The 22,667-nt window shown below is 72.2% G+C and carries 19 protein-coding genes and 2 pseudogenes; 8 read left to right on the forward strand and 13 right to left on the reverse strand.

All coding sequences use genetic code 11. The annotated features are described in order from the left end of the window. Window positions 1-117 precede the first annotated feature (117 nt). The 3 genes from ACFWVE_RS19580 to ACFWVE_RS19590 all read right to left on the reverse strand — a co-directional run bounded on the left by ACFWVE_RS19580 (window position 118) and on the right by ACFWVE_RS19590 (window position 2,929). Window positions 118-696, reverse strand: coding sequence for a sugar kinase (locus ACFWVE_RS19580; RefSeq protein ID WP_384015553.1), 579 nt, complete (start codon window positions 694-696; stop codon window positions 118-120). Beyond that, window positions 693-1,877 (reverse strand): ROK family glucokinase, encoded by a 1,185-nt coding sequence (locus ACFWVE_RS19585; RefSeq protein WP_384015555.1) that lies wholly within the window; start codon window positions 1,875-1,877, stop codon window positions 693-695. The genes ACFWVE_RS19580 and ACFWVE_RS19585 overlap by 4 nt, the downstream gene beginning before the upstream one ends. A gap of 314 nt (window positions 1,878-2,191) precedes the next feature. After that, window positions 2,192-2,929: a GntR family transcriptional regulator gene (locus ACFWVE_RS19590; protein WP_384015592.1), complete on the reverse strand. Its 738-nt coding sequence runs from the start codon at window positions 2,927-2,929 to the stop codon at window positions 2,192-2,194. Window positions 2,930-3,057: 128 nt separating this feature from the next. Here ACFWVE_RS19590 and ACFWVE_RS19595 point away from each other — a divergent pair, with 128 nt between their 5' ends. Next, a complete protein-coding gene (locus tag ACFWVE_RS19595; RefSeq protein WP_384015556.1) occupies window positions 3,058-4,080 on the forward strand; it encodes a Gfo/Idh/MocA family oxidoreductase in 1,023 nt (340 codons plus the stop codon). Between the two features lie 67 nt (window positions 4,081-4,147). On the opposite strand, the pseudogene ACFWVE_RS19600 reads toward ACFWVE_RS19595, so the two are convergent. Next, window positions 4,148-4,282: pseudogene (locus ACFWVE_RS19600) on the reverse strand (thioesterase); the annotation flags it as partial. A 77-nt stretch (window positions 4,283-4,359) separates the two neighbouring features. On the opposite strand from ACFWVE_RS19600, the gene ACFWVE_RS19605 reads away from it, so the two are divergent. Then, window positions 4,360-4,560 (forward strand): hypothetical protein, encoded by a 201-nt coding sequence (locus ACFWVE_RS19605; RefSeq protein WP_384015558.1) that lies wholly within the window; start codon window positions 4,360-4,362, stop codon window positions 4,558-4,560. 93 nt (window positions 4,561-4,653) lie between these two features. Here the strand turns inward: ACFWVE_RS19605 and ACFWVE_RS19610 are convergent, their stop codons facing one another. The 4 genes from ACFWVE_RS19610 to allB all read right to left on the reverse strand — a co-directional run bounded on the left by ACFWVE_RS19610 (window position 4,654) and on the right by allB (window position 11,599). Beyond that, window positions 4,654-6,603 (reverse strand): FHA domain-containing protein, encoded by a 1,950-nt coding sequence (locus tag ACFWVE_RS19610; protein ID WP_384015560.1) that lies wholly within the window; start codon window positions 6,601-6,603, stop codon window positions 4,654-4,656. A 192-nt stretch (window positions 6,604-6,795) separates the two neighbouring features. Continuing rightward, window positions 6,796-8,718 carry a protein kinase gene (locus ACFWVE_RS19615; protein WP_384015562.1) on the reverse strand — a complete coding sequence of 641 codons (1,923 nt, stop codon included), beginning with the start codon at window positions 8,716-8,718 and terminating at the stop codon, window positions 6,796-6,798. A 333-nt stretch (window positions 8,719-9,051) separates the two neighbouring features. Further along, window positions 9,052-10,209 carry an allantoicase gene (alc, locus tag ACFWVE_RS19620; protein WP_384015564.1) on the reverse strand — a complete coding sequence of 386 codons (1,158 nt, stop codon included), beginning with the start codon at window positions 10,207-10,209 and terminating at the stop codon, window positions 9,052-9,054. Between the two features lie 49 nt (window positions 10,210-10,258). Then, window positions 10,259-11,599, reverse strand: coding sequence for an allantoinase AllB (gene allB / locus ACFWVE_RS19625; RefSeq protein ID WP_384015566.1), 1,341 nt, complete (start codon window positions 11,597-11,599; stop codon window positions 10,259-10,261). Between the two features lie 237 nt (window positions 11,600-11,836). Between allB and ACFWVE_RS19630 the strand changes: the two genes are divergently transcribed. After that, entirely contained in the window at window positions 11,837-12,643 is an 807-nt protein-coding gene (locus ACFWVE_RS19630; RefSeq protein WP_384015568.1) for an IclR family transcriptional regulator, read from the forward strand. 103 nt (window positions 12,644-12,746) lie between these two features. On the opposite strand, the gene ACFWVE_RS19635 is transcribed toward ACFWVE_RS19630, so the two are convergent. After that, a complete protein-coding gene (locus tag ACFWVE_RS19635) occupies window positions 12,747-13,064 on the reverse strand; it encodes a DUF5955 family protein (RefSeq protein ID WP_384015570.1) in 318 nt (105 codons plus the stop codon). A 307-nt stretch (window positions 13,065-13,371) separates the two neighbouring features. On the opposite strand from ACFWVE_RS19635, the gene ACFWVE_RS19640 reads away from it, so the two are divergent. Further along, complete coding sequence (locus ACFWVE_RS19640) at window positions 13,372-14,022, forward strand: NTP transferase domain-containing protein (protein ID WP_384015572.1); 651 nt, start codon at window positions 13,372-13,374, stop codon at window positions 14,020-14,022. Between the two features lie 213 nt (window positions 14,023-14,235). Then, the gene (gene aceB / locus ACFWVE_RS19645; RefSeq protein WP_384015574.1) at window positions 14,236-15,861 is read left to right on the forward strand and encodes a malate synthase A; all 1,626 of its coding nucleotides are present in this window, start codon (window positions 14,236-14,238) and stop codon (window positions 15,859-15,861) included. Window positions 15,862-15,936: 75 nt separating this feature from the next. Here the strand turns inward: aceB and ACFWVE_RS19650 are convergent, their stop codons facing one another. Beyond that, entirely contained in the window at window positions 15,937-16,851 is a 915-nt protein-coding gene (locus tag ACFWVE_RS19650; protein WP_384015576.1) for a HipA family kinase, read from the reverse strand. Window positions 16,852-17,232: 381 nt separating this feature from the next. Here ACFWVE_RS19650 and ACFWVE_RS19655 point away from each other — a divergent pair. Then, window positions 17,233-17,397: pseudogene (locus ACFWVE_RS19655) on the forward strand (IS1380 family transposase); the annotation flags it as partial. 252 nt (window positions 17,398-17,649) lie between these two features. On the opposite strand, the gene ACFWVE_RS19660 reads toward ACFWVE_RS19655, so the two are convergent. The 3 genes from ACFWVE_RS19660 to ACFWVE_RS19670 are packed head-to-tail and all read right to left on the reverse strand — an operon-like array spanning window position 17,650 to window position 19,890. Then, complete coding sequence (locus ACFWVE_RS19660) at window positions 17,650-18,429, reverse strand: SDR family NAD(P)-dependent oxidoreductase (RefSeq protein WP_384015578.1); 780 nt, start codon at window positions 18,427-18,429, stop codon at window positions 17,650-17,652. A gap of 40 nt (window positions 18,430-18,469) precedes the next feature. Continuing rightward, on the reverse strand, window positions 18,470-19,423 hold the full coding sequence (locus ACFWVE_RS19665; RefSeq protein ID WP_384015580.1) for an MBL fold metallo-hydrolase: 954 nt from the start codon (window positions 19,421-19,423) through the stop codon (window positions 18,470-18,472). Next, window positions 19,423-19,890, reverse strand: a complete 468-nt coding sequence (locus ACFWVE_RS19670) for an SRPBCC family protein (RefSeq protein WP_384015582.1) — start codon at window positions 19,888-19,890, stop codon at window positions 19,423-19,425. The genes ACFWVE_RS19665 and ACFWVE_RS19670 overlap by 1 nt, the downstream gene beginning before the upstream one ends. 232 nt (window positions 19,891-20,122) lie before the next feature. On the opposite strand from ACFWVE_RS19670, the gene ACFWVE_RS19675 reads away from it, so the two are divergent. Both ACFWVE_RS19675 and ACFWVE_RS19680 read left to right on the forward strand, forming a co-directional pair. Then, window positions 20,123-21,400 (forward strand): beta-ketoacyl-[acyl-carrier-protein] synthase family protein, encoded by a 1,278-nt coding sequence (locus tag ACFWVE_RS19675; protein WP_384015584.1) that lies wholly within the window; start codon window positions 20,123-20,125, stop codon window positions 21,398-21,400. Next, window positions 21,397-22,632, forward strand: coding sequence for a beta-ketoacyl synthase N-terminal-like domain-containing protein (locus ACFWVE_RS19680; RefSeq protein ID WP_384015586.1), 1,236 nt, complete (start codon window positions 21,397-21,399; stop codon window positions 22,630-22,632). The genes ACFWVE_RS19675 and ACFWVE_RS19680 overlap by 4 nt, the downstream gene beginning before the upstream one ends. The last annotated feature ends 35 nt before the right edge of the window (window positions 22,633-22,667 follow it).

The following is a 22,667-nucleotide window of genomic DNA, read 5'->3' on the forward strand; positions in this document are numbered from 1 at the left end:
CCGTGTCGTTCGACCATCCGTCGTCGACTCTACGGGCGGGCACTGACAGTCGGTTCCGGCGGCCGGGCCCGGCCGGACCGGGCGCACCCGGTCACCGGACGGGAGCGGCGGCGCGGATCAGGGAACCGTCCGGGAGACGACGTACACCCTGGGGAAGCCCGGCTTGCCCTCGTTGACGACGACATCGTGCGTGGGCGCGGGGTTCTTCCGTTCGTTGACGAGACCGGACCAGATGCCGGGGCGGTCGAACTTCCAGCCGGTGACGTCCTGGTCGCGTTCGCTGATGGTGATGCTGTCCGGCTCCAGGTCGTCCTGCTGGACGCCCATGCTGGTGAGGAAGGCGCTCAGGCCGGCGTCGGTGGTCTCGAACTCGACGTACAGGCGGCTGGTCTTCCAGTTGTTCGTCTCGTAGGTGGCCACCCACCAGGCGGGGTGCGGGATCGGCACCTGGTAGAGGCGGCGCTGCACCTTCGACGGCCAGCCCTGGGTCAGGCTGTTCGCCGAGTACCTGGCCTCCTTGTCCTTGCCGCTGGCCCGGCTCTGGTTCGCGGAGATCATCAGGTATCCGGCGGGGACGCCGATGAGCAGCACGATGATCAGGAGGGTGAGTGCCCTGCGGCGGATCATGTGCCCGCGGCCCTCGGGCGGCCGGGGTCCGCCGAAACGGTCGGACGGGTGGGGGGTGTCGCTCGTCACGGCGTCTCCTGGACGGCTCGGCCGGCCTCCGTGTACCGCTCGTAGCGCTCGTACCGCTCGACCCGGCGGCGCTTGGCGCGGCGGAAGCGGCGGGCGACCAGGCGGGCGAGGTCGGCTGCGCCGACCATGCCGGCCTCGGGGCCGAGCTGGGCGCGGACGATGTGGGCCTCGGGGCGGTAGCCGCGGCCGGTGAGCTGCCGCTTGAAGGCGTCCCGCGCGGGTCCGATCAGCAGGTCGTCGGCGGCCGAGACCCCGCCGCCGATGACGAAGCAGGAGGGGTCGAGGGCGGCGGCGAGGTTGGCGATGCCGACGCCGAGCCACTGGCCGATGTCCTGGAGGAGCTCGATGCACATGGCGTCGCCCTCGCGGGCCAGCTCGGTGATCATCGGTCCGCTGATCTCGGCGATGTTGCCCTTGACGTGCTCGATGATCCCGTAGGCGACCGGTGAGTCGGCGGCGGCCAGCTCGCGCGCCTCGCGGACCAGTGCGTTGCCGGAGCTGTACTGCTCCCAGCAGCCGCGGTTGCCGCAGGGGCAGCGGTGGCCGCCGGGGACGACCTGCATGTGGCCGAACTCGCCGGCGACGCCGTACTTGCCGCGCTGGACCTGGCCGTCCTGGAGGATCGCGCCGCCGATGCCGGTGCCCAGCGTGATCATGACGAGGTGGTCCTCGCCGCGTCCCGCGCCGAAGCGCCACTCGGCCCAGGCGGCGGAGTTGGCGTCGTTGTCGACCAGGACGGGGACGGCGAGGCGGCCGGCGAGCCGGTCGCGCAGCGGCTCGTTGCGCCACGAGAGGTGGGGGGCGAACAGCACGCGGTTGCGGTCGGCGTCGACCCAGCCGGCCGCGCCGATGCCGACCGCGTGCACGTCGTGCCGGTCGGACAGGTCAAGCACCAGTTCGACGATGGTGTCCTCGACGACTTTCGGGCTCTTGGACTTGTCCGGGGTCTCCGTGCGGAGCCGCTCCAGGATGTTGCCGTCGGCGTCGACGACGCCCGCCATCACCTTCGTGCCGCCGATGTCGATGCCGACGGTCGGCACGCGCGGTGCCGTCAGGTGCGAGCGGCGTTCCCGGGTGCCGACCGTGCGGAGCACGGGAGCACGGCGGGAGCCGATGGGGGCGGCGCCCGCCCGGGCGGAACTCAGCGCCCTGGGGAGTGTGAGGTCGCGGTAGGTGCTCATCGTCGCCGATTCTGCCTCACGGTGACCCTGGGTGGCGTACCCGGGAGCAAAGGGGTCGCGTGACGCGCGCCGCCTCCGGGATGCTCCCGGCGGCTTCTTGATGGCCCTCGGGTGACTTCCCGAGAGCTTCCCGACGGCTTCCCGGCGCGTTCCGACGACTGCGTCCACAGGAACAAGTCTCGCATTTCGACACCTCGCTCCATGATCCGGTCACATTGTCCGGACAATGCGACGAAGATCGCCCCAAGTCGCCCGCGCCACCTGGACTTCACCGGAACTTCAGGAGCCGTGAACGGTCGCGGAGCCCAGGGGCGTCACGACCGTACGAGCAGCTGGAACTCGAACGAGTAGCGGTCGGGCCGGTAGGTGTGGGTGCCGAACTCCACGGCGCGGCCGGTGTCGTCGAAGGTCACACGCTGCATGGTGAGGAGCGGGGCGCCCCGCTCCTCACCGAGCCGCTCGGCCTCGGCGACCCCGGCGGCACGGGCGCCGATGGTCTGGCGGGCGCTGTGCAGGGTGATCCCGGCCGCGCGCATCAGCCGGTACAGGCCGGTGGCCTCCAGCTGCCGGGTGTCCAGGTCGAGCAGCCCGAGGGGCAGGTAGTTGCACAGGTACGCCATCGGCTCCCCGTGCGCGAGCCGCAGCCGCTCGATGCGGTGCACCTCGCCCGCCTCGGCCACCCCGAGGGCCGCGGCGACCTCGGGGGGCGCCGGGACGACCGTGTTGACCAGGACTTTCGTGGCGGGGCGATGACCGGCCGCCTCAAGGTCGTCGTAGAGGCTGCTGAGCTCCAGGGGCCGCTTGACCTGGCTGTGCACCACCTGGGTACCGACTCCGCGCCGCCGCACGAGCAGGCCCTTGTCGACGAGGGACTGGATGGCCTGGCGGACGGTCGGCCGGGACAGGCCGAGGCGCCCGGCCAGCTCGATCTCGTTGCCCAGCAGGCTCCCGGGGGTCAGCCTGCCGTGCTCGATGGCGGCCTCCAGTTGCTGGGACAGCTGGAAGTACAGCGGTACGGGGGAGCCGCGGTCCACGCTCAGCTCCAGCTGCACGGTCGGGTCCACTCCTGGTTTGGGCACGGCCCGAGCGTAGCCCCGTGCGTGGTGGACGGGAAGTAGTGTGGTTCGATTGTCCGGACATACGGATTGACAGGGAGGGGCACGGGCCGCAGTTTGTTCCCATGCGCATCGGGGTCATCGGTACGGGCCGTATCGGCACCATTCACGCCCACACACTCAGCAGACATCGCGACGTGGGGTCCTTGATCCTCACGGACGCCGACCCGGCGCGGGCACAGGCCCTCGCACACCGGCTCGGTGAGACGGCGGCGCCCGGGGTGGACGAGATCTACACCTGGGGGGTGGACGCCCTGGTGATCACCACGGCCACGTCCGCCCATGCCGAACTCATCGGCCGGGCAGCCCGCTCGGGGCTGCCGGTGTTCTGTGAGAAGCCCATCGCCCTCGACCTCACGGGCACGTTACAGGCGGTCGCGGAGGTCGAGGCGGCCGGGACGGTCCTGCAGATGGGCTTCCAGCGCCGGTTCGACCCCGGCTACACGGGTGCGCGTGAGGCGGTGCGTTCGGGTCGGCTCGGCCGACTGCACACCGTACGGGCGATGAGCAGTGACCCGGAGCCGCCGCCGGCCGGGTATCTGCCGCAGTCCGGCGGGCTGTACCGGGACACGCTGATCCACGACTTCGACATCGTGCGCTGGGTGACCGGACGGGAGATCGTGGACGTCTACGCCGCCGGGTCCGACGCGGGTCCCTCGATGTTCCGCGAGGCGGACGACGTGGACACCGGCGCGGCACTCCTCACCCTCGAGGGCGGCACGCTCGCCGCCCTCACCGCGACGCGGATGAACGGCGCGGGCTACGACGTGCGCATGGAACTCGCCGGGGAGCGCGACCAGATCGTGGTCGGCCTGGACGACCGTACGCCGATCGCGTCCACCGAGCCGACCGGGCCGCCGGCCGCGGACAAGCCGTGGACGGGCTTCCTGGAGCGTTTCGGGCCCGCGTACGAGGCGGAACTGAACGGGTTCGTCGAGGTGGTGCGGGGCGAGCGGGCCAATCCCTGCGACGGGCGCGAGGCCCTCCAGGCACTGCGCGTCGCGGAGGCCTGCGAACGGTCCCGCCGGGAGCGCAGACCGGTACGGCTGATGGAGATCGCGGGCGGGGCGGCGTCTGTCCACGCGTGAGCGTGGCCCTACGGGGGACATGGGCGCTCGGACGTCGATGACGCTCGAGCGCCCGGGCGACGGGGGCTCAGGGCGCGGAGGCCGGCAGGACCGTGCCCTGGGCGACGGCGCACAGGGTCGCGGTGCCGTCGTCGTCGAAGGTGTGCGGGTCGCAGCGGACGACGGCCCGGCGGCGGCCGGCGTGCACGCCCTCCGCGCGCGAGGACGCAGACCCTCGTCACCGGCCTCGCGCCCGGTGGCCGATGCGCGCGAGGGCGGCGCGCGGCGGTCGTCCCGCGCATGAGAAAACTGCTGGGGATTCTCGGCGTGCTCGCCCTGCTGCGGGGTGCCGCCTGCCTGGTGACCGGGTTCACCGCCCTGGACGTGGGCCCGGTGCGGCCGCCGGGGTTCCTGGACGGCCTCGAGATCTGCGCCGGCATCACCCTGCTCGTTCCGGGCTTCGCCCCGTTCGCCGTGGCGGAGAGCCGGAAGTCCGGCTGAGGACGGCACGTGAGGGTTCCGGGAAGCCCTTCGGTATCGCGCTTGCCCGGACGGGCACCCGGCCGGGCACCGGGCGTCGTGGGGACGCGGACGTCAGGCCGGATTGAGGGTGGTCTGCTGAGGGCCGGAATCAGGGCCGAGGGTTCGTGGGTCCGTGGGGCGGGCGACGTAGACGGGAGCGTCCGACTGGTAGAAGAGGTCGATGTCGACCTCCTCGCCGCCGACGATCAGCGTGTCCCACGCGCCGCTCTCCTGAAGCGTCCGCAGGGTCGTCGGCGCGAGCGTGGCGAGGTGGTCGCGCAGTTCCTCGTCGGCGGGCATGCCGGGGAGGCGGGGTTCGAGGCGCTCGCGTATCGCTCGCATCCGCTCGAGCAGCGCCTCCAGATCGGGCCGCTCCGCCTCGGGGCCGACGGCCGGGACCTGGGCCGGGGCCTGCTCCATGCTGCGGGCGATGATGTCCTTGATGGCGCGGGTGACGCCCTGCTCGTCGGTGGCGACCATGGCGTTCCACGCGCGGCTCTTGTGCCGGTACTGCAGCATGGACATCGCGGCCTCGTGCCGGATGAAGTCGGCGTCGCGCAACGGCCGGCCCTGCCACGTCTGGCCGAGCGAGCGGGCGAGGGACACCGCGGAGGCCAGACCGCTGTTGAGACCGCGCCCCGGCCAGAAGTGAATGGCGTTGGCCGCGTCGCCCAGCAGGAAGCCGTAGGTTCCCGGGCTCGTCGCGGTGGAGCGGCTGAGCTGCGCCGTGAACCGGGGGCGCTGCACCATGTCCAGCCGGAACGAGGTGATCGCGCTGAGGTCGTCCTCGGCCACGCCGAACAGCCTGAGGCCCTCCTGGATCCGCTTCCACAGCGGCGAGCCGCGCAGCAGGGCGGGCAGGAAGAGCGTGCCGTGGGTGGGACAGACGAATTCGTTGTCCTCGTGGCGGCTCATCACGCAGGGGCGTGCGGCGATGCACTCCTCGAAGACCTGGCGGACGGGATCGATGCCGATGACGGCCTTGGCCTCGTCACGGGTGAGCCTCATGTTCAGGAAGCCCTCGCCACGCAGCGAGTTGAGCAGGAACCTGTTCTGCGACACGGTCAGCAGGACGCTCATCTGGTCCGTGAGCGGCGACTTGACCCGCAGCCCCAGCACCACGTCCTGGAGGTGCTCGCCGTCGAGGGAGTAGATGGAGGCGTCGGCGGCGCCGAAGCGGTCGCCGTAGTGCTCGCGCGTGCGGGACCGTCCGCCTTCGCAGATCACCAGGACGTGCTCCCGGGTGAGCCCGCTCTCGTGCTCCGACGGATCGAAGCGCTTGGGCACGAGCCGGATCGCGGCCTTGCTGTTGGCCAGCTCCAGCAGCCGGTCCTCGACGTAGGCGATCCGGATGTTGCGGGGAGGCCTGCCGTCGACGGAGTCCGGCCCGACGGGCCACATCTCGGAGAAGTGGCCCGCGTCGGAGAACAGCGCGGCCTGCATCTCCTCCGTCAGCGCGAGGTACTGCCGGCTCTGGACGGTCACGACCTGCTGACGGCGGACGTTACCGTGGGTCTCGTCCTTCCAGGCCACCTTGGATCCGGTCCTGGTCCACCGTCCCTCGTAGACGGTGATCGACACGCGCCCCGGCAGCGCGTTCTCCAGCATCAGGGCGAAGGCGAGACCGACCGGGCCCCCGCCGGCGACCGTGACGCGGAGGTCGGCGGGGTTCGCCGAGGCCGCGGCGCGCGGAACGTCGAGCTGGGAGAGGTCCATGACCGTCTCCAGGGCTTCCTGTGTCTCGAACGCGAAGGTCTCGTCACCGATCCGGATGACGTCGCCGTGCTCCAGCACGTGCCGTGTGACGCGCTGGTCGTTGACATAGGTGCCGTTCCTGCTGTTGTGGTCGTGGAGGACGAACGCATCGCCCTCCACGAGGATCTCGGCGTGCAGGCGGGAGGCGCGAGTGCTGACGATGATCACATCGTTGTCGCTCTTGCGCCCGAACCGCAGGGAAGCGGTGCCCAGCACCACACTCTGACCGCTGAAGGGACCCGTGCGTCCCACGATGACCGACGACACTTCATACTCCTAGCAGACATGTCTCGGCGCCGGACGGGACCGCGTCGTGCGGTTGGTCCGGCGTGAGGACCGGATGATGCGAAACCAAGACGGAATCCGGATCCGATCGGTCACCGGATCCCTGGCTCCGGACCGGATCGGGCCGGTCGGAGGACCGCACGCCGGACGACTCGTGGCGCACCGCCCTGGCCGTCACTCGCAGTTCAGCGAGAACGGCACTGTGTCGGACACCGTCTGCTGCGACGACCGGATCTCCACGCCCATCGCGCTCGCGAGCGTCCCCGCCTGCGAGTACGTCGCCACGCGCACCGTCTCGCGGTGGGTGCGGGGGCCGCCTTCCGAGAACGTCAGCGTCCGCCAGGTCCTGTCGACCACGGACCCTTCCGACGACACCCACCGGTAGGTGAACCGCACGGGCAGCTCCGTCACGGTGAAGGTGGCCGTGAACGCGGGGGCCTGTTCCTGCGGTGGCGGGCAGCTTCCCGAGTACGTCGTGTTCGTGCCCGTGACCGCCACCGACACCGACTGCTGCGCGGAGGCGTCCGATGCGTCGCCCCCTGCGGCGGAGGAACCGTTCTGCTCCTCCTGTGTGGGGGAATTCCCGTTCGCGCCGGGGGCATTGGCGTCCCCTCCGCCCTCGTCCTCCCGGCTCACGAGGGCGTAACCCAGCCCTCCCAGGAGCAGGGCGGAGACGACAGCCGCCACCAGCACGTACCCCGTGCGCCGGCCGCGGCGTGACGGAACGGACTCCGGCGCCTCGACGGCGACCGTTGCCGGAGCCGTCGAGGGTGAGGGCGACGACGAAGCCGGCGAGGACACGAGGGGCGGCGCCGGGGGCGTCCGGTCCGGGGGCGTCCGGTCCGGGGGCGTCCGGGCTGAGACCGCCGCGGTGTCGTGGGGGGACGAGGGATGTGCGGTGGGGAGTGCGTCGGCGGCGGCCGTCGGGGAGGCGTCGGGCGAGGTCTGCGCGGGAGCCACCGGTGTCTCGGTGGTCGTCGCGGTGTCCTCCTTCGACGAGGGCTGTACCGGGAGCCGTATGCCATCGGTCGACGCGTCGACGGCCGGCACGTCGACGGTCCGCGCGTCGACGGTCGGCACGTCGACGGTCCGCGCGTCGACGGTCGGCACGTCGACAGTCCGCGGGTCGACGGTTCGCGGGTCAATGGACCGTGGGTCGACGGCCCGTGGGGTGGCAGTCGGCGCGTCGACGGTTGCGTCGACGGTCGGCGCGTCGACGGTGTCCGTCTCCGCGGTGTCCACGCCGGACGTGCCGCCCTCGGCTACGAGCCGCAGGTCCTGCGCGGTCCGTTCGGCGGAGAACCGTTCGGCGGGGTCCTTGCGCAGGAGTCCTTCGATGACGGGGGCGAGCGGGCCGGCCCGGTGCGGGAGGGGCGGTTCCTCGTCGACGACGGCGCGCAGCGTGCTCAGGGCATTGGCCTGCCGGAAGGGTGACCGGCCCTGGACGGCGGTGTAGAGCAGCACGCCCAGGGACCACAGGTCCGTCGCCGGACCGAGAGCACGCCCCAACGCCTGCTCCGGTGCGAGGTATTCGGGCGAGCCGACGACCTCGCCGGTCATCGTCAGAGCGGTGTCGCCCTGCACCACGGCGATGCCGAAGTCGCTGAGGATCACTCTGCCGTCGTCGTCGAGCAGGACGTTGGCGGGTTTCACGTCGCGGTGCAGCACTCCGGCGGCGTGGGCGGCGTGCAGCGCGGACAGGACCTCTGCGCCGATCCGTGCGGCCTCCCGAGGAGACAGCGTCCCCTGGGACTTGAGGAGGTCGGCGAGCGACCGGCCGCGGACGAGTTCCATCACGATCCAGGGACGGCCACCGTCGGTGACCACGTCGTGGACGGTGACGACGTTGCGGGCGGTGACACGGGCCGCGGCCCACGCCTCGCGCTCCAGCCGGGTGTACATGCGCTCGACCTTCTCCGCGGGCAGCCCGGCGGGTGCGCGTACCTCCTTGACCGCGACCTCGCGGTGCAGCACCTCGTCACGGGCGCGCCACACCGTTCCCATGCCGCCCTCCCCCAGGCCGGACAGCAGACGGTAGCGGCCGGCGACCAGCCGCTCGTGGCCCGCGTCCGAAGACGCTGTGTCCTGATGGTGCATCGGGCGGTTCTCCCTCGTCTCTCGGACATGCCGGGTGCGCCCGGACGCCGCCCATCCGGCCGGCATCCCTCAACCCCCCTGACCTTTCGCCTCGTGCGACGACTCCGTCACCCTCAACTACACTTAGGCCAGGCCCTTTTGATTCTCCGAAGTCTAACAACGCCGTCTCCCGCCCTCTGCCCCGCGAGATGCCGGTGTCCGCCCTCTTCGTCGACGCGAGCAGACCGGCCTCGGCGCGCGGGAGCCCTCGTACTGCGGCTGCGGGCCCGGATCGGGGCCCGGGGCAGGACGCATCCCCGCCTCGTCCACCGCGGCCCCGGCCGGCCCGGTGGGTCAGCCGCCCAGTTCCCGGTGGCGGGCGGCCAGGGCGGCCGACCCCTGCTCGGTCAGCGAACCGAACAGGCGCAGCCGGGAGATGCCCCCGTCGGGGAAGACGTCCACGCGCGCGTGCGTGCCGGTCGCCGGGGCGGGGAGGACGAAGCGGTGGTTGGTGTCGGGCTGGAGACGGGTCCGGGGCAGGATCTCCCGCCAGCCGCCGTCCCCACCCTGCCCGTCGGCTCTGCCGTGCTCCGTGTCCCGTACCGACACCGACGCCCAGCCCGCGCTGTTGCCCTTCAGGTACACGGTGTCGATCTCGAGGGCGCGGATCTCCGCCTGGCCCGCGAGCCGGTAGCGGATCCAGTCGTGCCCCCGGTCACGGCGGCGCCGGGTCTCCCAGCCGTGGTCCATCTGGTGGGAGCGGCCGGGCCTGATGGTGTTCGCGGGCGGTGAGTAGAAGCGGTCGGACGCGTCCTCGACCCGGCCGCCGTTCTCCAGGGCGACGACGTCGAAGGTGCCCAGGGCCTCCAGCCACACCGGGTCGGGGGCGACCTCGCCGTGCACGCGCAGGCGCGCGATGCCTCCGTCGGGGTGCTGGGACAGGCGCAGGTGGGTGTAGCGCCGGTCGGCCGGTACGGCGAAGCCGTTGGCCGCGTGGCCGCCCACCGGGGTGCGCGGCAGCAGCGTCGTCCACGTCACCTCGTCCGACAGCAGTTCCTCCGGTGCCGGGGAGCCGGGCACCGAGGCGCCCTCGACCGACACCGCCTGGGGGTGGTTGCCGCGGAAATGGGCGGTGTCGACGACGATGCCGTGGACGACTCCGGGCGCGCCGAGGCGGATCAGCGCCCAGTCGTGGTCCTCCGCCGCCGGCCAGGGATGCCCGGCGCAGGAGCCGCGGCGGCGCCGGGTCTCCCAGCCGTCCATGATCTTGCCCTTGTGTCCGAAGTGCTCGGGGTCGAACACGGCACGACCGGGCAGCAGCAGGTTCTCGCGCTCGGCGAAGAACTCGTCGTTGGCGGCGACGACACCGGCGCCGAGCCGGCGGTCGGCGAGGTCGGTGAGCTGGGTGAAGGGGAAGTCTGCGGTGCGGTAGTCCGCGTACGGGTCACCGCCGCCGTAGGGGCGCGCGTCGCCGGTGAAGCGGGCCGCCGGGGTTTCGTGCTGCGCGGTCACGGTGATCCGGTCCTGCCTTTCGGTGGTCGGTGGCCAGGGGACGCGCGGGTCAGGGGACGCGGGTCAGCAGCCGGCCCTGCGGGGCGGTGAACTCGCCGTCGGTCATGATGCGCCGGCCGCGCAGCCAGGTGGACTTCACGACGCCGTACAGGGTCCTGCCCGCGTACGCCGTCACGCGGTTGCGGTGCTGGAGCCCCGCCGGATCGACGGTGAAGGTGTCGTCGGGGGCCAGGACGGCGAAGTCGGCGTCGTGGCCGGGCGCGATGGCGCCCTTGCGGCCGTCGAGGCCGGCGAGTCCCGCCGTACGCGTCGACATCCAGCGCACGACGTCCTCGAGGCCGTGTCCCCGTTCGCGGGCCCCGGTCCAGACGGCGGGCAGGCTGAGCTGGAGGCCGGAGATGCCGCCCCATGCGGTGGCGAAGTCGGCCGTCTTGAGGTCGGCGGTGGACGGGGAGTGGTCGGTGACCACGCAGTCGATGACGCCGTCCGCCAGCGCCTGCCAGAGCGGGTCCTGGTTGGCGGCTTCGCGGATGGGCGGGCAGCACTTGAACTCGCTGGCACCGTCCGGGACTTCCTCGGCGGTGAGGGTCAGGTAGTGGGGGCAGGTCTCGACGGTGACGCGTACCCCGTCGGACTTGGCCTCCGCGATCAGCGGCAGCGCGTCGCTGGAGGACAGGTGCAGGATGTGCACGCGCGCGTCGAGGCGTTTCGCCTGCGCGAGGAGCCGGGCGATGGCGGTGTCCTCGGCGTGGCGCGGGCGGGAGGCGAGGAAGTCGGCGTACTTCGGGCCGCCGTGCCGGGGGGCGGCGTCGAGGTGGTCCGGGTCCTCGGCGTGCACGATCAGCAGCCCGTCGAAGGCGGCGATCTCCGCCAGGGCGCGGGCCAGTTGGTCCTGTCCGAGGTGCGGGAACTCGTCGACGCCGGACGGCGAGAGGAATGCCTTGAAGCCGAAGACGCCGGCCTCGTGCAGCGGGCGCAGGTCCTCGACGTTGCCGGGCAGGGCGCCGCCCCAGAAGCCGACGTCGACATGGGTCCGGCCGGCGGCGGCCTGCTGCTTGGTGCGCAGACGGCCGGTTGTCGTCGTCGGCGGGAGGGAGTTGAGCGGCATGTCGACGAGCGTGGTGATGCCGCCGGCCGCCGCCGCGCGGGTGGCGGTCCAGAAGCCCTCCCACTCGCTGCGGCCCGGGTCGTTGACGTGCACGTGGGTGTCGACCAGGCCGGGCAGCAGGACGTCGTCGCCGAGGTCCGTCAGGCGGGCCGCCCCGGGGACGGGTGCCTCGTACGGCAGGACGGCCGTGATCGTGCCGCCGGCGACGGCGACCGAAGCGGCGCGCGTCCCCTCGGGAGTGCTGACGCGTGTCGAGCGCAGCACCAGTTCGACGTCGGACACCCGCGCCCTCCTGAGCCTCCACGGTCACTATTTCAACGTTCTGTTGAAGGAGTCTTCACTCCCGCTTTGGCGCCGTCAAGAGAACACCGCCCGCACGGGCACCGGCGGCCGGCCTCTGGACTGTTCCATGAAGCGGAATTAGAATTTCGGGAAACAGAATGTACGAATGCACAGACAGGCAGTCGATCGACTGCCGGGTAGGCTTTCCCCTTCCCGCCAGTCCGAAAGGAACGCGCCGTGCCGACGTCCAGCGCCAGCACCAACGACTCCGTCCGGTCCGCCCCAGGCGGCGGGGTGCAGTCCCTCGAGCGCGCCTTCGACCTGCTCGAGCGGATGGCGGACGCGGGCGGCGAGGTCGGCCTCAGCGAACTGTCGGCCAGCAGCGGGCTGCCCCTGCCGACCATCCACCGCCTGATGCGCACCTTGGTCGGGTGCGGTTACGTACGCCAGCAGCCCAACCGCCGGTACGCGCTCGGCCCGCGCCTGATCCGGCTCGGCGAGTCCTCCTCCCGGCTGCTGGGCACCTGGGCCCGCCCGCATCTGGCCCGTCTGGTGGAGGAGACCGGCGAGACGGCCAACATGGCGCTGCTCGACGGGGACGAGATCGTGTACGTCGCGCAGGTGCCGTCCAAGCACTCCATGCGGATGTTCACCGAGGTCGGCCGCCGTGTCCTGCCGCACTCCACCGGCGTGGGCAAGGCCCTGCTGGCCGGCTTCCCGCCCCAGGAGGTACGGGCCCTGCTCGCCCGTACCGGGATGCCCGCGGCGACGGACAGGACCATCACCACACCGGAGGGTTTCCTGGCCGCGCTCGACGAGGTGCGCCGCCAGGGCTACGCCATCGACGACAACGAGCAGGAGATCGGCGTGCGGTGCCTCGCCGTCCCCGTGCCCGACTCCCCCACCCCGGCCGCCCTCTCGATCTCCGGTCCCGCGGGGCGGGTCACGGAGGCGGCGACGGAGCGGATCGTGCCGGTGCTCCAGCAGGTGGCGGCGGAACTCTCCGAGGTGCTCACCGCCCCGGGCAGCGGCCCCACGGTCTGACCCGGCCCCACGGTCCGGCCCGGCCCGACTCGAACCGGTCGCCCACCGCGACCACAGCGCCCGCGCACGCCCCCCTTTCGAGAGGCGTGCGCACAGGTGTGCGTCACCCCCGGGGTGACGGCCCGAACAGATCCACCGCGTCCCGCACTTCGCCCAGTCCCCGGCCCAGTGCGCTCACCGAGCCGATCGCGCCGGCGATCAACAGCAGGGAACGGCGTAACCGGGGAATCTCGGGGTTGCCGCCGGCCGCGAGGGCGTCCAGTGCGGCGAGTTCGTCCTCCGCGATGATCCGGTCGGGGAACTCCGCTGGATGGGCTGCCAGTTGGCGACGCAGTCGGGCCACGGCGGAGCGCAACTCCGTCACCCGTGGATCATCCTCTCGACTGCCGGTCGCATGCCGCTGCTCTACGCTCCGCAACACAGTCCTCCCCCCTCACACGTGGCGGTGCGCCTCCCCACCGGCCCCGCCGCCCCGTCGGCCGGTGCGCGCCAGTAAACGCCACCCCACCCCCTCCGCGCCAGTCCGCTACGTCATCGCCTTGCTCCACAGCGTGACATCGCAGGCCGGACGCGCCCCCTTCGCACTCCCCGTTTCCACCCCTTTCCACCCCTTCCGGGCCGTCCACAGCGCCCTTCCACCACATCACCCGCCGCGACACCCCCACGCCATCCACCGTGCTCCTCCGGCACCGGCGGTGGCCCGTGGGGGATTGAGGTATGCAGAACACATGACGACACCCCGGACGAGCCCGGACTCAGGACGGACCGCGGGACAGGTGGCGGGGCTGCTGCTCGCGGCGGGTGGCGGCCGGCGGCTGGGCGGCCGCCCCAAGGCGCTGCTGACGCACCGGGGGCGGCCGCTGGTGGAGCACGCGGTACGGGCGTTGCGCGCGGGCGGCTGCGAGCGCGTCCACGTGGTGCTCGGCGCGCGGGCGGACGACGTACGCGCACGCGCCGCACTGCCGGACTGCGTGCTCGTCGACAACCCGGACTGGGAACAGGGCATGGGCTCGTCCCTGCGGGCCGGGCTCGCCTCGCTGGCCGGTACGGAGGCGCGGGCCGCCCTGGTCCTCCTGGTCGACCAGCCCGGCATCGGCCCGCAGGCGGTCGCGCGGGTACTCGCCGCGTACGCGGCACAGGAGGCACAGGACGCTCCCCTCCCGGACACCCTGCTCTCGGCGGCCTACGCCGGCGTGCGCGGCCACCCCGTCCTGTTCGGGGCCGCGCACTGGGCCGGTGTGGCCGCGACCGCGACCGGCGACCGGGGGGCGCGCGCCTACCTGAAGGAGCACGCGGAGGCGATCGCCCTCGTCGAGTGCGGGGACGTGGCCGAGGCCTACGACATCGACACGGAGGAGGATCTGAGCCACCTCGAGTGAGCGGGTGCCGCCCGCCCGGCCCGAGGCGTCCCGAGGTGTTCCGAGGTGTCCCGAGGTGTCCCGCCATCAACAAACCATTGAACTTCCACGATAAGGAAACTATTATCCACAACCCAGAGCGCTCTTCGGCCCCGCCCCCCTCCCCCGGGCGCTCCCCGCCGTACCCGGGCCGACCGGCACCCGGTGCCTGCCCGCCGAAGGAAGTGACAGCTGATGTCCGCACCAGCGCCGCACCCGCTGGCCATCGTCGACGCCGAGCCCCTGCCCCGGCAGGAGGAGGTCCTCACCGAGGCGGCCCTCGCCTTCGTGGCCGAGTTGCACCGGCGGTTCACACCCCGGCGGGACGAACTCCTCGCCCGTCGCGCGGAGCGCCGTGCCGAGATCGCCCGTACGTCCACGCTCGACTTCCTCCCCGAGACGGCCGCCGTCCGCGCGGACGACTCCTGGAGGGTGGCCCCCGCCCCCGCGGCCCTGAACGACCGCCGGGTCGAGATCACCGGCCCCACCGACCGCAGGATGACCGTCAACGCCCTCAACTCGGGCGCGAAGGTGTGGCTCGCGGACTTCGAGGACGCCTCCGCGCCCACCTGGGAGAACGTGGTCCTCGGCCAGCTCAACCTGATCGACGCCTACGCCCGGACCATCGACTTCACCGACCCGGCGTCCGGCAAGTCCTACGCCCTGCGCCCGGACGGGGAACTGGCGACGGTCGTCACACGCCCCCGCGGCTGGCACCTGAACGAGCGCCACCTCACCGACGCCGACGGCACCCAGGTGCCCGGCGCCCTGGTCGACTTCGGGCTGTACTTCTTCCACAACGCCCAGCGTCTGATCGACCTCGGCAAGGGACCGTACTTCTACCTCCCGAAGACGGAGTCCCACCTCGAAGCCCGCCTGTGGAACGACGTGTTCGTCTTCGCGCAGGACCATGTGGGCATCCCCCGGGGCACCGTGCGCGCCACCGTCCTCATCGAGACGATCACGGCCGCGTACGAGATGGAGGAGATCCTCTACGAACTGCGCGACCACGCCTCGGGATTGAACGCCGGGCGCTGGGACTACCTGTTCTCCATCGTCAAGAACTTCCGTGACGGCGGGGCGAAGTTCGTCCTGCCGGACCGCAACGCGGTCACGATGACGGCCCCGTTCATGCGGGCGTACACCGAACTCCTCGTGCGCACCTGCCACAAGCGGGGCGCACACGCGATCGGCGGTATGGCGGCCTTCATCCCGTCCCGCCGGGACCCGGAGGTCAACAAGGTCGCGTTCGAGAAGGTGCGCGCCGACAAGGACCGCGAGGCGAACGACGGCTTCGACGGCTCCTGGGTCGCCCACCCGGACCTGGTCCCGATCGCCCTGGAGTCCTTCGGCCGGGTGCTCGGCGACCGGCCGCACCAGAAGGACCGGCTGCGCGAGGACGTCGACGTCGGCGCCGCCGACCTGATCGCGATCGACTCCCTGAAGGCGACGCCGACGTACGCGGGTCTGGTCAACGCCGTGCAGGTGGGCATCCGTTACATCGAGGCGTGGCTGCGCGGCCTCGGCGCGGTGGCCATCTTCAACCTGATGGAGGACGCGGCCACCGCCGAGATCTCCCGTTCGCAGATCTGGCAGTGGATCAACGCGGGAGTCGTCCTCGACAACGGCGAGTTGGTCACCGCGGAGCTGGCCCGCCGGATCGCGGCCGAGGAACTGGCGGACGTCCGCGGAGAGCTGGGCGAGGAGGCCTTCGCGGCGGGCCACTGGCAGCAGGCCCACGACCTGCTGCTGACGGTCGCCCTGGACGAGGACTACGCCGACTTCCTCACCCTGCCGGCCTACGAGCAGCTCAAGGGCTGACCCGCACGACACGCGCCCAAAGGCCGGTGGCCCCCGGCACGCCCCACCGCAGCGGGGCGTGCCTCGGGCCGGCGGTCATCCCAGGTGCACCGACCAGTCCTGCTCCGCCGCGGGCTTGCCGTGCAGATCGGGAACGTTCTTGAGCCAGGCCGGGCGCCCCTGCCGGGAGCGGGCGGCACGGCGGGCGTTCTCCGCGGCCAGTTCCCGCGCGCCGGGGAAGTCGGTCGGCAGCCACGCCGCCGAGGCCCGTACCCGCGCGTCCAGATACCTCACGTATGCCTCGCGCGCCGCGTCGGGCGTCGCGAAGTCGGGCTCACCGGCGAGCCAGGCGTCGGGAACCTCGGCCGTGATGGAGCGCAGCAGTTCCTCGGTCACCCGGGGCGCGAGCTCGGCGTCGGCGGCGCGGACGTCGGGCCCGTGGCCGCCGAGGGCATGGTGGCGGAAGTCGTACGCCTTCGCCGGGTCGGACGCGTCCCAGCGGTGATGGAAGACGAGCGCGGCCCCGTGGTCGATGAGCCACAGCCGGGGCTCCGCGACGCCGAGCGTCGGCCAGACCATCAGGTTGGAGGAGTGCACGGTCCGGTCCACGTTCACCGTGAGGGCGTCGAGCCAGACGATCCGCCCGGCCTCCACCGGGTCGACGGGAAACACCTCGGCGACCTCGGGGGTGAAGTCCCGCGCCCCCGGCAGGTAGTCCATGCCGAGATTGGTCCCGGCACTGGCCTCATGCAGCTCCCGCACCTCCTGGTGCGGCTCACCGCCGGCGATCACCGGATCGAAGTCCACCAGCACCAGTTCCGGGAACCGCAGCCCCAGCGCACGCGCCAGCTCCCCGACGACCACCTCGGCCACCAGCGCCTTGCGCCCCTGCGCGGACCCCGTGAACTTCACGACGTACGTCCCGCAGTCGTCGGCCTCGACGATGCCGGGGACGGAGCCGCCGGAGTGCAGGGGCGCAATATAGCGGGTCGCGGTAACCTCTCTCAGCATTTCCCAAGGCCCCAGATGTCGTTTGCCTTATATTCCATGACCACCTCTGACGCGGTGCAATCCGGGGCGACCTCTCCGGTCAGCCCTGGGGAGAATCCGGGGAGTCTCGACCGGCACGCTCGTCTCCCCGCCTCCCCGCCTCCCAGCAGTCCGTCGATGGCGGTGCGCCCCTTGCTTCCGGCCTCCGGCCTCCGGCATGAAGTGAACATAGTAACCGAGCGTGACAGCCAGGGAGGAGCGCCCGAGCCCTCGCGCCAACGTCACCACGGACTCCCCTGCCTCCAGCATGATCGGGACGTAGGTGTGCCGCAGCGCGGGAAAGCCGTCCTTCGATGCCGCTTCCCACTGCCAGTCCCTGGCGCCCTTGGCGCGCGGCGAAATGATGCCGGCGGGCAGGTGATCGTGGGCCTGGACGGGACCCCGGTCGTCGCGCGTTCGGACAAGCAGGATGCGGCTTTGACCTGGAAGAAGGCCTACGGCCACCACCCGCTCGCGGGATTCGTCGACCACGGCCCGGGAGGAACCGGTGGCCTCCCCGCCGTCCTGTAGGGCCTGCCCTGCGGATCGTGCCGGAGACGCGGGGCCGGCACGCCCTCCCCCGAGCTCTTCGAGCAGGGGGTGTCCCCAGCCGCGTTGTCGTCACGCTCCGATCGTGGCTGTCGTAACCGTCCTCTACCGACGGCTTTGGCACGAGAGCCGGGAGACCGTCCGTCCTCTGGGGGTCTGTCCACCGAGCCCTGCGGCGGTACGGCGGCTGAACGGTCTCCACGACATCACATCGACGCCCGAGCCCCTGCGTCAGTAATTCCCCAGCCCCCCGCACACGTTCAACGCCTGCGCCGTGATCGACGCCGCCGCGTCCGTCGCCAGGTAGCCCACCAGGCCCGCCACCTCTTCCGGCGTGGAGTAACGGCCCAGGGGGATCTTGGCGTTGAACCGGTCGTGGACGTCCTGTTCGGTGATGCCCCAGTGGCGGGCGTAGCCCTCGCGGACACGGACGGCCATCGGGGTCTCGACGTAGCCGGGGCAGACGGCGTTGACGGTGATGCCGGTCTTGGCGAGTTCGAAGCCGACGGACTTGGTGAAGCCGACGACGCCGTGCTTGGAGGCGGTGTACGGAGCGGCGTACATCACACCCTGTTTGCCGCCCGTGGAGGCGATGTTGACGATGCGGCCCCAGCCAGCTTCCCGCATGCCGCCGTTGCGGAGCACCTCGCGGGTGACGCGGAAGACGCCGGTCAGGTTGGTGGCGAGGACGTCCGCCCACAGGTCGTCCTCGATGTTCACCGTCTCGCCGCCGCCGTTGCGGCCGGCGCTGTTCACGAGGATGTCGATGGAGCCGAAGCGGTCGACGGCTGCGGACACGGCGGCGCTGACGTCGGCGGCGGAGGTGACGTCGCAGGAGATGCCGTCCGCCTCGTGTCCCTCGGCGCGCAGGTCGTCGACGACGGCGGCGATGTTCTTGGCGTCGCGGGCACATCCGTAGACGGTGATGCCCTGTTCGGCGAGAGTCCGGGCCACCGCGAGGCCGATGCCGCTGCTGGCGCCCGTGACGAACGCGGTCTTGCGAGAGGACATGGATTTTCCTCCGGTCGTTTCGTTGGGGTCGGATGGCCGGTCAGGCGGCGCAGGGCGGCAGGCCGCCGTGGAAGGCGACCATCTCCCGGAAGGCGGCGGCCACGTCGATACAGGCGCCCGGCGCGAGCCCTTCGGCCTCGGCGTACGCGCGGTGGAGGTTGGCGACCAGCCGCTCCGGGTCCTGGAGCCCGGCGAACGGCCCGAGGTCGGCCTCGCGGGCGACGGCCATGGGGGTGCGGCCCGCGCGCAGTCCGTCACGGGTGAGGTCGCGCACCCGCTCCAGGTATGCGGCGGTGGCGTCCAGCGCGTCGGTTCCGGTGACCGGGCCGTGCCCGGACACGACGACCTCGGGGCCGAGCCCGCGCAATACCTCCAGGGCCCGCAGGGAGCCCTCGACCGAGCCCATCAGTACGAAGGGGGTGACCCCGGACCAGACCACGTCCCCGGCGAAGAGGACCTTGCGCTCCGGGATCCAGGCAACCACGTCGCCCGGCGTGTGCGCGGGGCCTATGTGTAGTAGATGCACCGTCAGATTTGCTGTGTGCAGCGTCAGTTCCCCTTGGAAGGCCATGTCCGGCAGCACGAGGGGGATGTCACCCCAGTCGACCGCCGGCCACAACTGGCACAGGCCGTGGCCCGATTCGGCGATGTCCGCGCGGGTCTGCTCCTGGGCGACGACGGTGGCACTCGGGGTGAACTCGACGTTGCCGAAGACGTGGTCGCCGTGGAAGTGGGTGTTGACGACGACGTCGGGGCCGCCCGGCGCCACCCGCTCGACGGCCGCACGTAGTTTCCGGGCGCGGCTGCGGGTGGCGGCGGTGTCGACGAGCACCGCCCGGCCTCCGTCCGCGATCAGCCCGGCGTTGTTCATGCACCAACCGCCGGGCAGCTGTTCGTAGGCGTGGACGCCGTCGGCGACCTCCAGCAGTCCGCCTCCGCCGGGCCCCGGGGCGGTCCCGGCCGGCGGGGCAAAACGGGTGTCGGGGACAGCCATCAGACGACCTCGGCGAAGCGCGCCAAGGTCTCGCCGGGGCTCGGTCCGTCCAGCGCCCTGAAGATCCGCTCCGCGTCGGTGCCGAGCCGGTCCAGCCGGATGTGCGCCAGCTCGACCCGTGTGCCGCCGCCGGGCTCGGGGGTGAAGCGGACCTCGATCTCGCTGGCGCCCTCGTCGTCGGGCAGCGGCCGGAAGGCGCCGTCCACCCGCCAGGTCAGGTGCAGCCGGTGCGGCGGTTCCCACGCGAGCACGCGGCCCCAGTCGATCTCCTGACCGTCGGCGTCCCACTCGTAGTAGCGCCCGCCGGCGCGCGGCTCCATGGCGAGGCCGGTGCGCGGTGTGGTCAGCAGGACGTGGGAGGGCGGCCACCAGTCGGCCAGCCGCTCGGTGAACACCCGGAAGCAGTCGGCGGGCGACGCCGGGACGACGACCGACTTCCGTACGTCGGGAATCGCTTGAGAGGTCATCGGGGCTCCTTTCGCGCGGGCCCGGGCTCCGGGCGCCTGCGCACACCGTGCTCGGCACGGCTCGACCTCCCGTCGAACACCGCTCGATGTCCCGCGCCGGCCGGCTCTTCCCCGCCTCAGCGGCAGTTCGCGGCCCCGCGCGAGACGGCCCCCGGCCCGGCTCCGACGCGCCTGAAGCGCGAGTCGAGAGGGCGGACGCACCCTGCGTTCAACGAACTCTGAAGGAGGTCCCATGGTCCGAGACACGCCACGAAGGGCCGTGATCACCGGCATCGGCGTGACGGCACCGGGAGGAATCGGGACCGACGCGTTCTGGCAGCGCCTGGTCAGCGGCAGACCCGCGACCCGGACGATCAGCCGGTTCGACGCGAGCGGTCATCGGTGCCAGGTCGCCGCCGAGTGCAACTTCGATCCGCTGGAGCACGGGCTGACCCTGCAGCAGATCCGGCGTACCGACAGAATGGTGCAGCTCGCGCTGGCCTCGGCCCGCGAAGCCCTGCTCGACAGCGGCCTGACCCTCGACGGCGCCCTCGCCGAGCGGGCCGGGGTGGCGATGGGCAGCGCGGTCGGTGGCACGACCACGATGGAGCAGGAGTACGCCGTGCAGTCCGCCGAGGGCCGCACCTGGCTGGTCGACCCCCGCTACGCCGGGCCGCATCTGTACGACTACTTCGTCCCGACGTCGCTGGCCGCCGAGGTGGCACTGCTCAGTGGGGCGCTGGGCCCGGCGTCGGTGATCTCCACCGGCTGCACCTCCGGCATCGACGCGGTCGGCTACGCCGCCGAGCTGATCCGGGAGGGCACGGCAGACGTCATGGTGACCGGCGCCTCCGACGCGCCGATCTCACCGATCACGCTCACCTGCTTCGACGTCATCAAGGCCACGTCGACGCGCAACGACGACCCGGAGACGGCATGCCGGCCCTTCGACCGCACCCGGAACGGGCTGGTACTGGGCGAGGGCGCGAGCGTCGTCGTCCTGGAGGAGTTCGAGCACGCACGGCGGCGCGGGGCGACGATCTACGGGGAGGTCGCCGGGTACGCCTCGCGCTGCAACGCGTACCACATGACCGGGCTGAGGACGGACGGGCTGGAGATGTCCGAGGCGATCGACGCGGCGCTGGACGAGGCCCGGCTGAATCCGACGGACATCGACTACGTCAACGCGCACGGCTCGGGCACCAAGCAGAACGACCGGCACGAGACGGCTGCGGTCAAGCGGAGTCTGGGCGAGCATGCCTATCGGACACCGATGAGCGGCATCAAGGCGGTCGTGGGGCATTCGCTGGGCGCGATCGGGTCGATCGAGATCGCGGCGTGCGCGCTGTCGCTGCGGCACGACGTGGTGGTACCGACGGCCAACCTGAACGAGCCGGATCCCGAGTGCGACCTGGACTACGTCCCGCACTCGGCGCGCGAGCGGCGGCTGGGCGCGGTGCTGACCGTCGGCAGCGGATTCGGCGGATTCCAGAGCGCGATGGTGCTCACGACCTCGGGGCGGTCCATATGAACGACACGGTGCGTAACGCGGTGATCACCGGGATCGGCGTGGCCGCGCCGAACGGCATCGGTACGGAGAACTACTGGGCGGCCACCCTCAAGGGCGTCTCGGCGGTCCGGCCGACGGCCCGGTTCGACGCCTCGGGCTATCCGGTCCGGCTGTCCGCCGAGGTGCCGGCGTCCGAGGCGGAGAAGGCCGTGCCCAAACGGCTGCATCCGCAGACCGACCGGCTGACCCGGCTCGCGCTGCTCTCCTCCGACGAGGCTCTCGCGGACGCGGAGATCACCCCGGCCGACCTGCCGGGCGAGGCGATGGGCACGGCGGTCACCGGGGTCACCGGCGGGCTGGAGTTCGGCCAGCAGCAGCTCCAGCTCCAGTGGGGCACGGGCTGGGAGTCGGTGAGCCCGTACATGTCGTTCGCCTGGTACTACGCCGTGCACACCGGCCAGGTGTCGATCCGGCACGGCATGCGCGGGCCGGGCGGGGTCGTGGTCTCCGAGCAGGCCGGAGGCGTCGACTCGCTGTCCTACGCGCGTCGCCGGGTGCGCACGGGCACGCCGGTGATGACCGCGGGCGGCTTCGACAGCATGTTGTGCCCGTACGGGGTGTCGGTGCTGTCCGTGGCCGACGGGGTGTGCCGTGACGACGATCCGGCGCGGGCGGGGCTGCCGTTCTGCGCGTCGTCGACCGGTTATGTACCGGGCGAGGGCGGGGCGGTGCTGATCGTGGAGCCCCGTGAGGGGGCACTGGAGCGGGGTGCTCCACACCACTACGGGGTGATCGCGGGGCACGGGTCGGCGTTCGATCCGGACCCGGCGGGTTCGGTGGGCTCCTCGCGCAGCGGTCTGCTCCGGGCGGCGCGCACGGCGCTGCGGGACGCGGGGCTGACACCGGACGACGTCGGCGTGGTGTTCGCGGACGCGGTGGGCAGCGGGCCGCTTGACCGGGCGGAGGCGGCGGTACTGACGCAGTTGTTCGGGGCCCGGCGGGTACCGGTGAGCGCGCCGAAGGCGCTGGTGGGGCGGATGCTCTCGGGCGGGTCCGCGCTCGATGTGGTGGCCGCGCTGCTGACCTTGCGCGACGGGCTGATCCCGGCGGTGCCGGGCCTCGGCCGGGAGGACGTCGATCCCCGCGTGGAGCTGGTGCTCGGCGAACCGCGGGCGGAGCGGGTGGACTGCGCGCTGGTGCTGGCGCGCGGGCACGGCGGTTTCGCGTCGGCGCTGGTGCTGACCCGGCCGTAGAGGGCGCGGCGGGGGCACGGCGGCAGTGGCCGCCG

Source organism: Streptomyces sp. NPDC058632, from assembly GCF_042717095.1.
Classification (GTDB): Bacteria; Actinomycetota; Actinomycetes; order Streptomycetales; family Streptomycetaceae; genus Streptomyces.

Excerpts from the sequence above, each read along its gene's own strand:
- ACFWVE_RS19585 (WP_384015555.1), bottom strand. The coding sequence starts at position 1,877 with ATGAGCACCTACCGCGACCTCACACTCCCCAGGGCGCTGAGTTCCGCC.
- ACFWVE_RS19670 (WP_384015582.1), bottom strand. The coding sequence starts at position 19,890 with ATGACCTCTCAAGCGATTCCCGACGTACGGAAGTCGGTCGTCGTCCCG.
- ACFWVE_RS19665 (WP_384015580.1), bottom strand. The coding sequence starts at position 19,423 with ATGGCTGTCCCCGACACCCGTTTTGCCCCGCCGGCCGGGACCGCCCCG.
- ACFWVE_RS19675 (WP_384015584.1), top strand. The coding sequence starts at position 20,123 with ATGGTCCGAGACACGCCACGAAGGGCCGTGATCACCGGCATCGGCGTG.
- ACFWVE_RS19615 (WP_384015562.1), bottom strand. The coding sequence starts at position 8,718 with ATGCACCATCAGGACACAGCGTCTTCGGACGCGGGCCACGAGCGGCTG.
- ACFWVE_RS19650 (WP_384015576.1), bottom strand. The coding sequence starts at position 16,851 with ATGCTGAGAGAGGTTACCGCGACCCGCTATATTGCGCCCCTGCACTCC.
- ACFWVE_RS19680 (WP_384015586.1), top strand. The coding sequence starts at position 21,397 with ATGAACGACACGGTGCGTAACGCGGTGATCACCGGGATCGGCGTGGCC.
- ACFWVE_RS19595 (WP_384015556.1), top strand. The coding sequence starts at position 3,058 with ATGCGCATCGGGGTCATCGGTACGGGCCGTATCGGCACCATTCACGCC.
- aceB (WP_384015574.1), top strand. The coding sequence starts at position 14,236 with ATGTCCGCACCAGCGCCGCACCCGCTGGCCATCGTCGACGCCGAGCCC.
- ACFWVE_RS19660 (WP_384015578.1), bottom strand. The coding sequence starts at position 18,429 with ATGTCCTCTCGCAAGACCGCGTTCGTCACGGGCGCCAGCAGCGGCATC.
- ACFWVE_RS19640 (WP_384015572.1), top strand. The coding sequence starts at position 13,372 with ATGACGACACCCCGGACGAGCCCGGACTCAGGACGGACCGCGGGACAG.
- ACFWVE_RS19605 (WP_384015558.1), top strand. The coding sequence starts at position 4,360 with ATGAGAAAACTGCTGGGGATTCTCGGCGTGCTCGCCCTGCTGCGGGGT.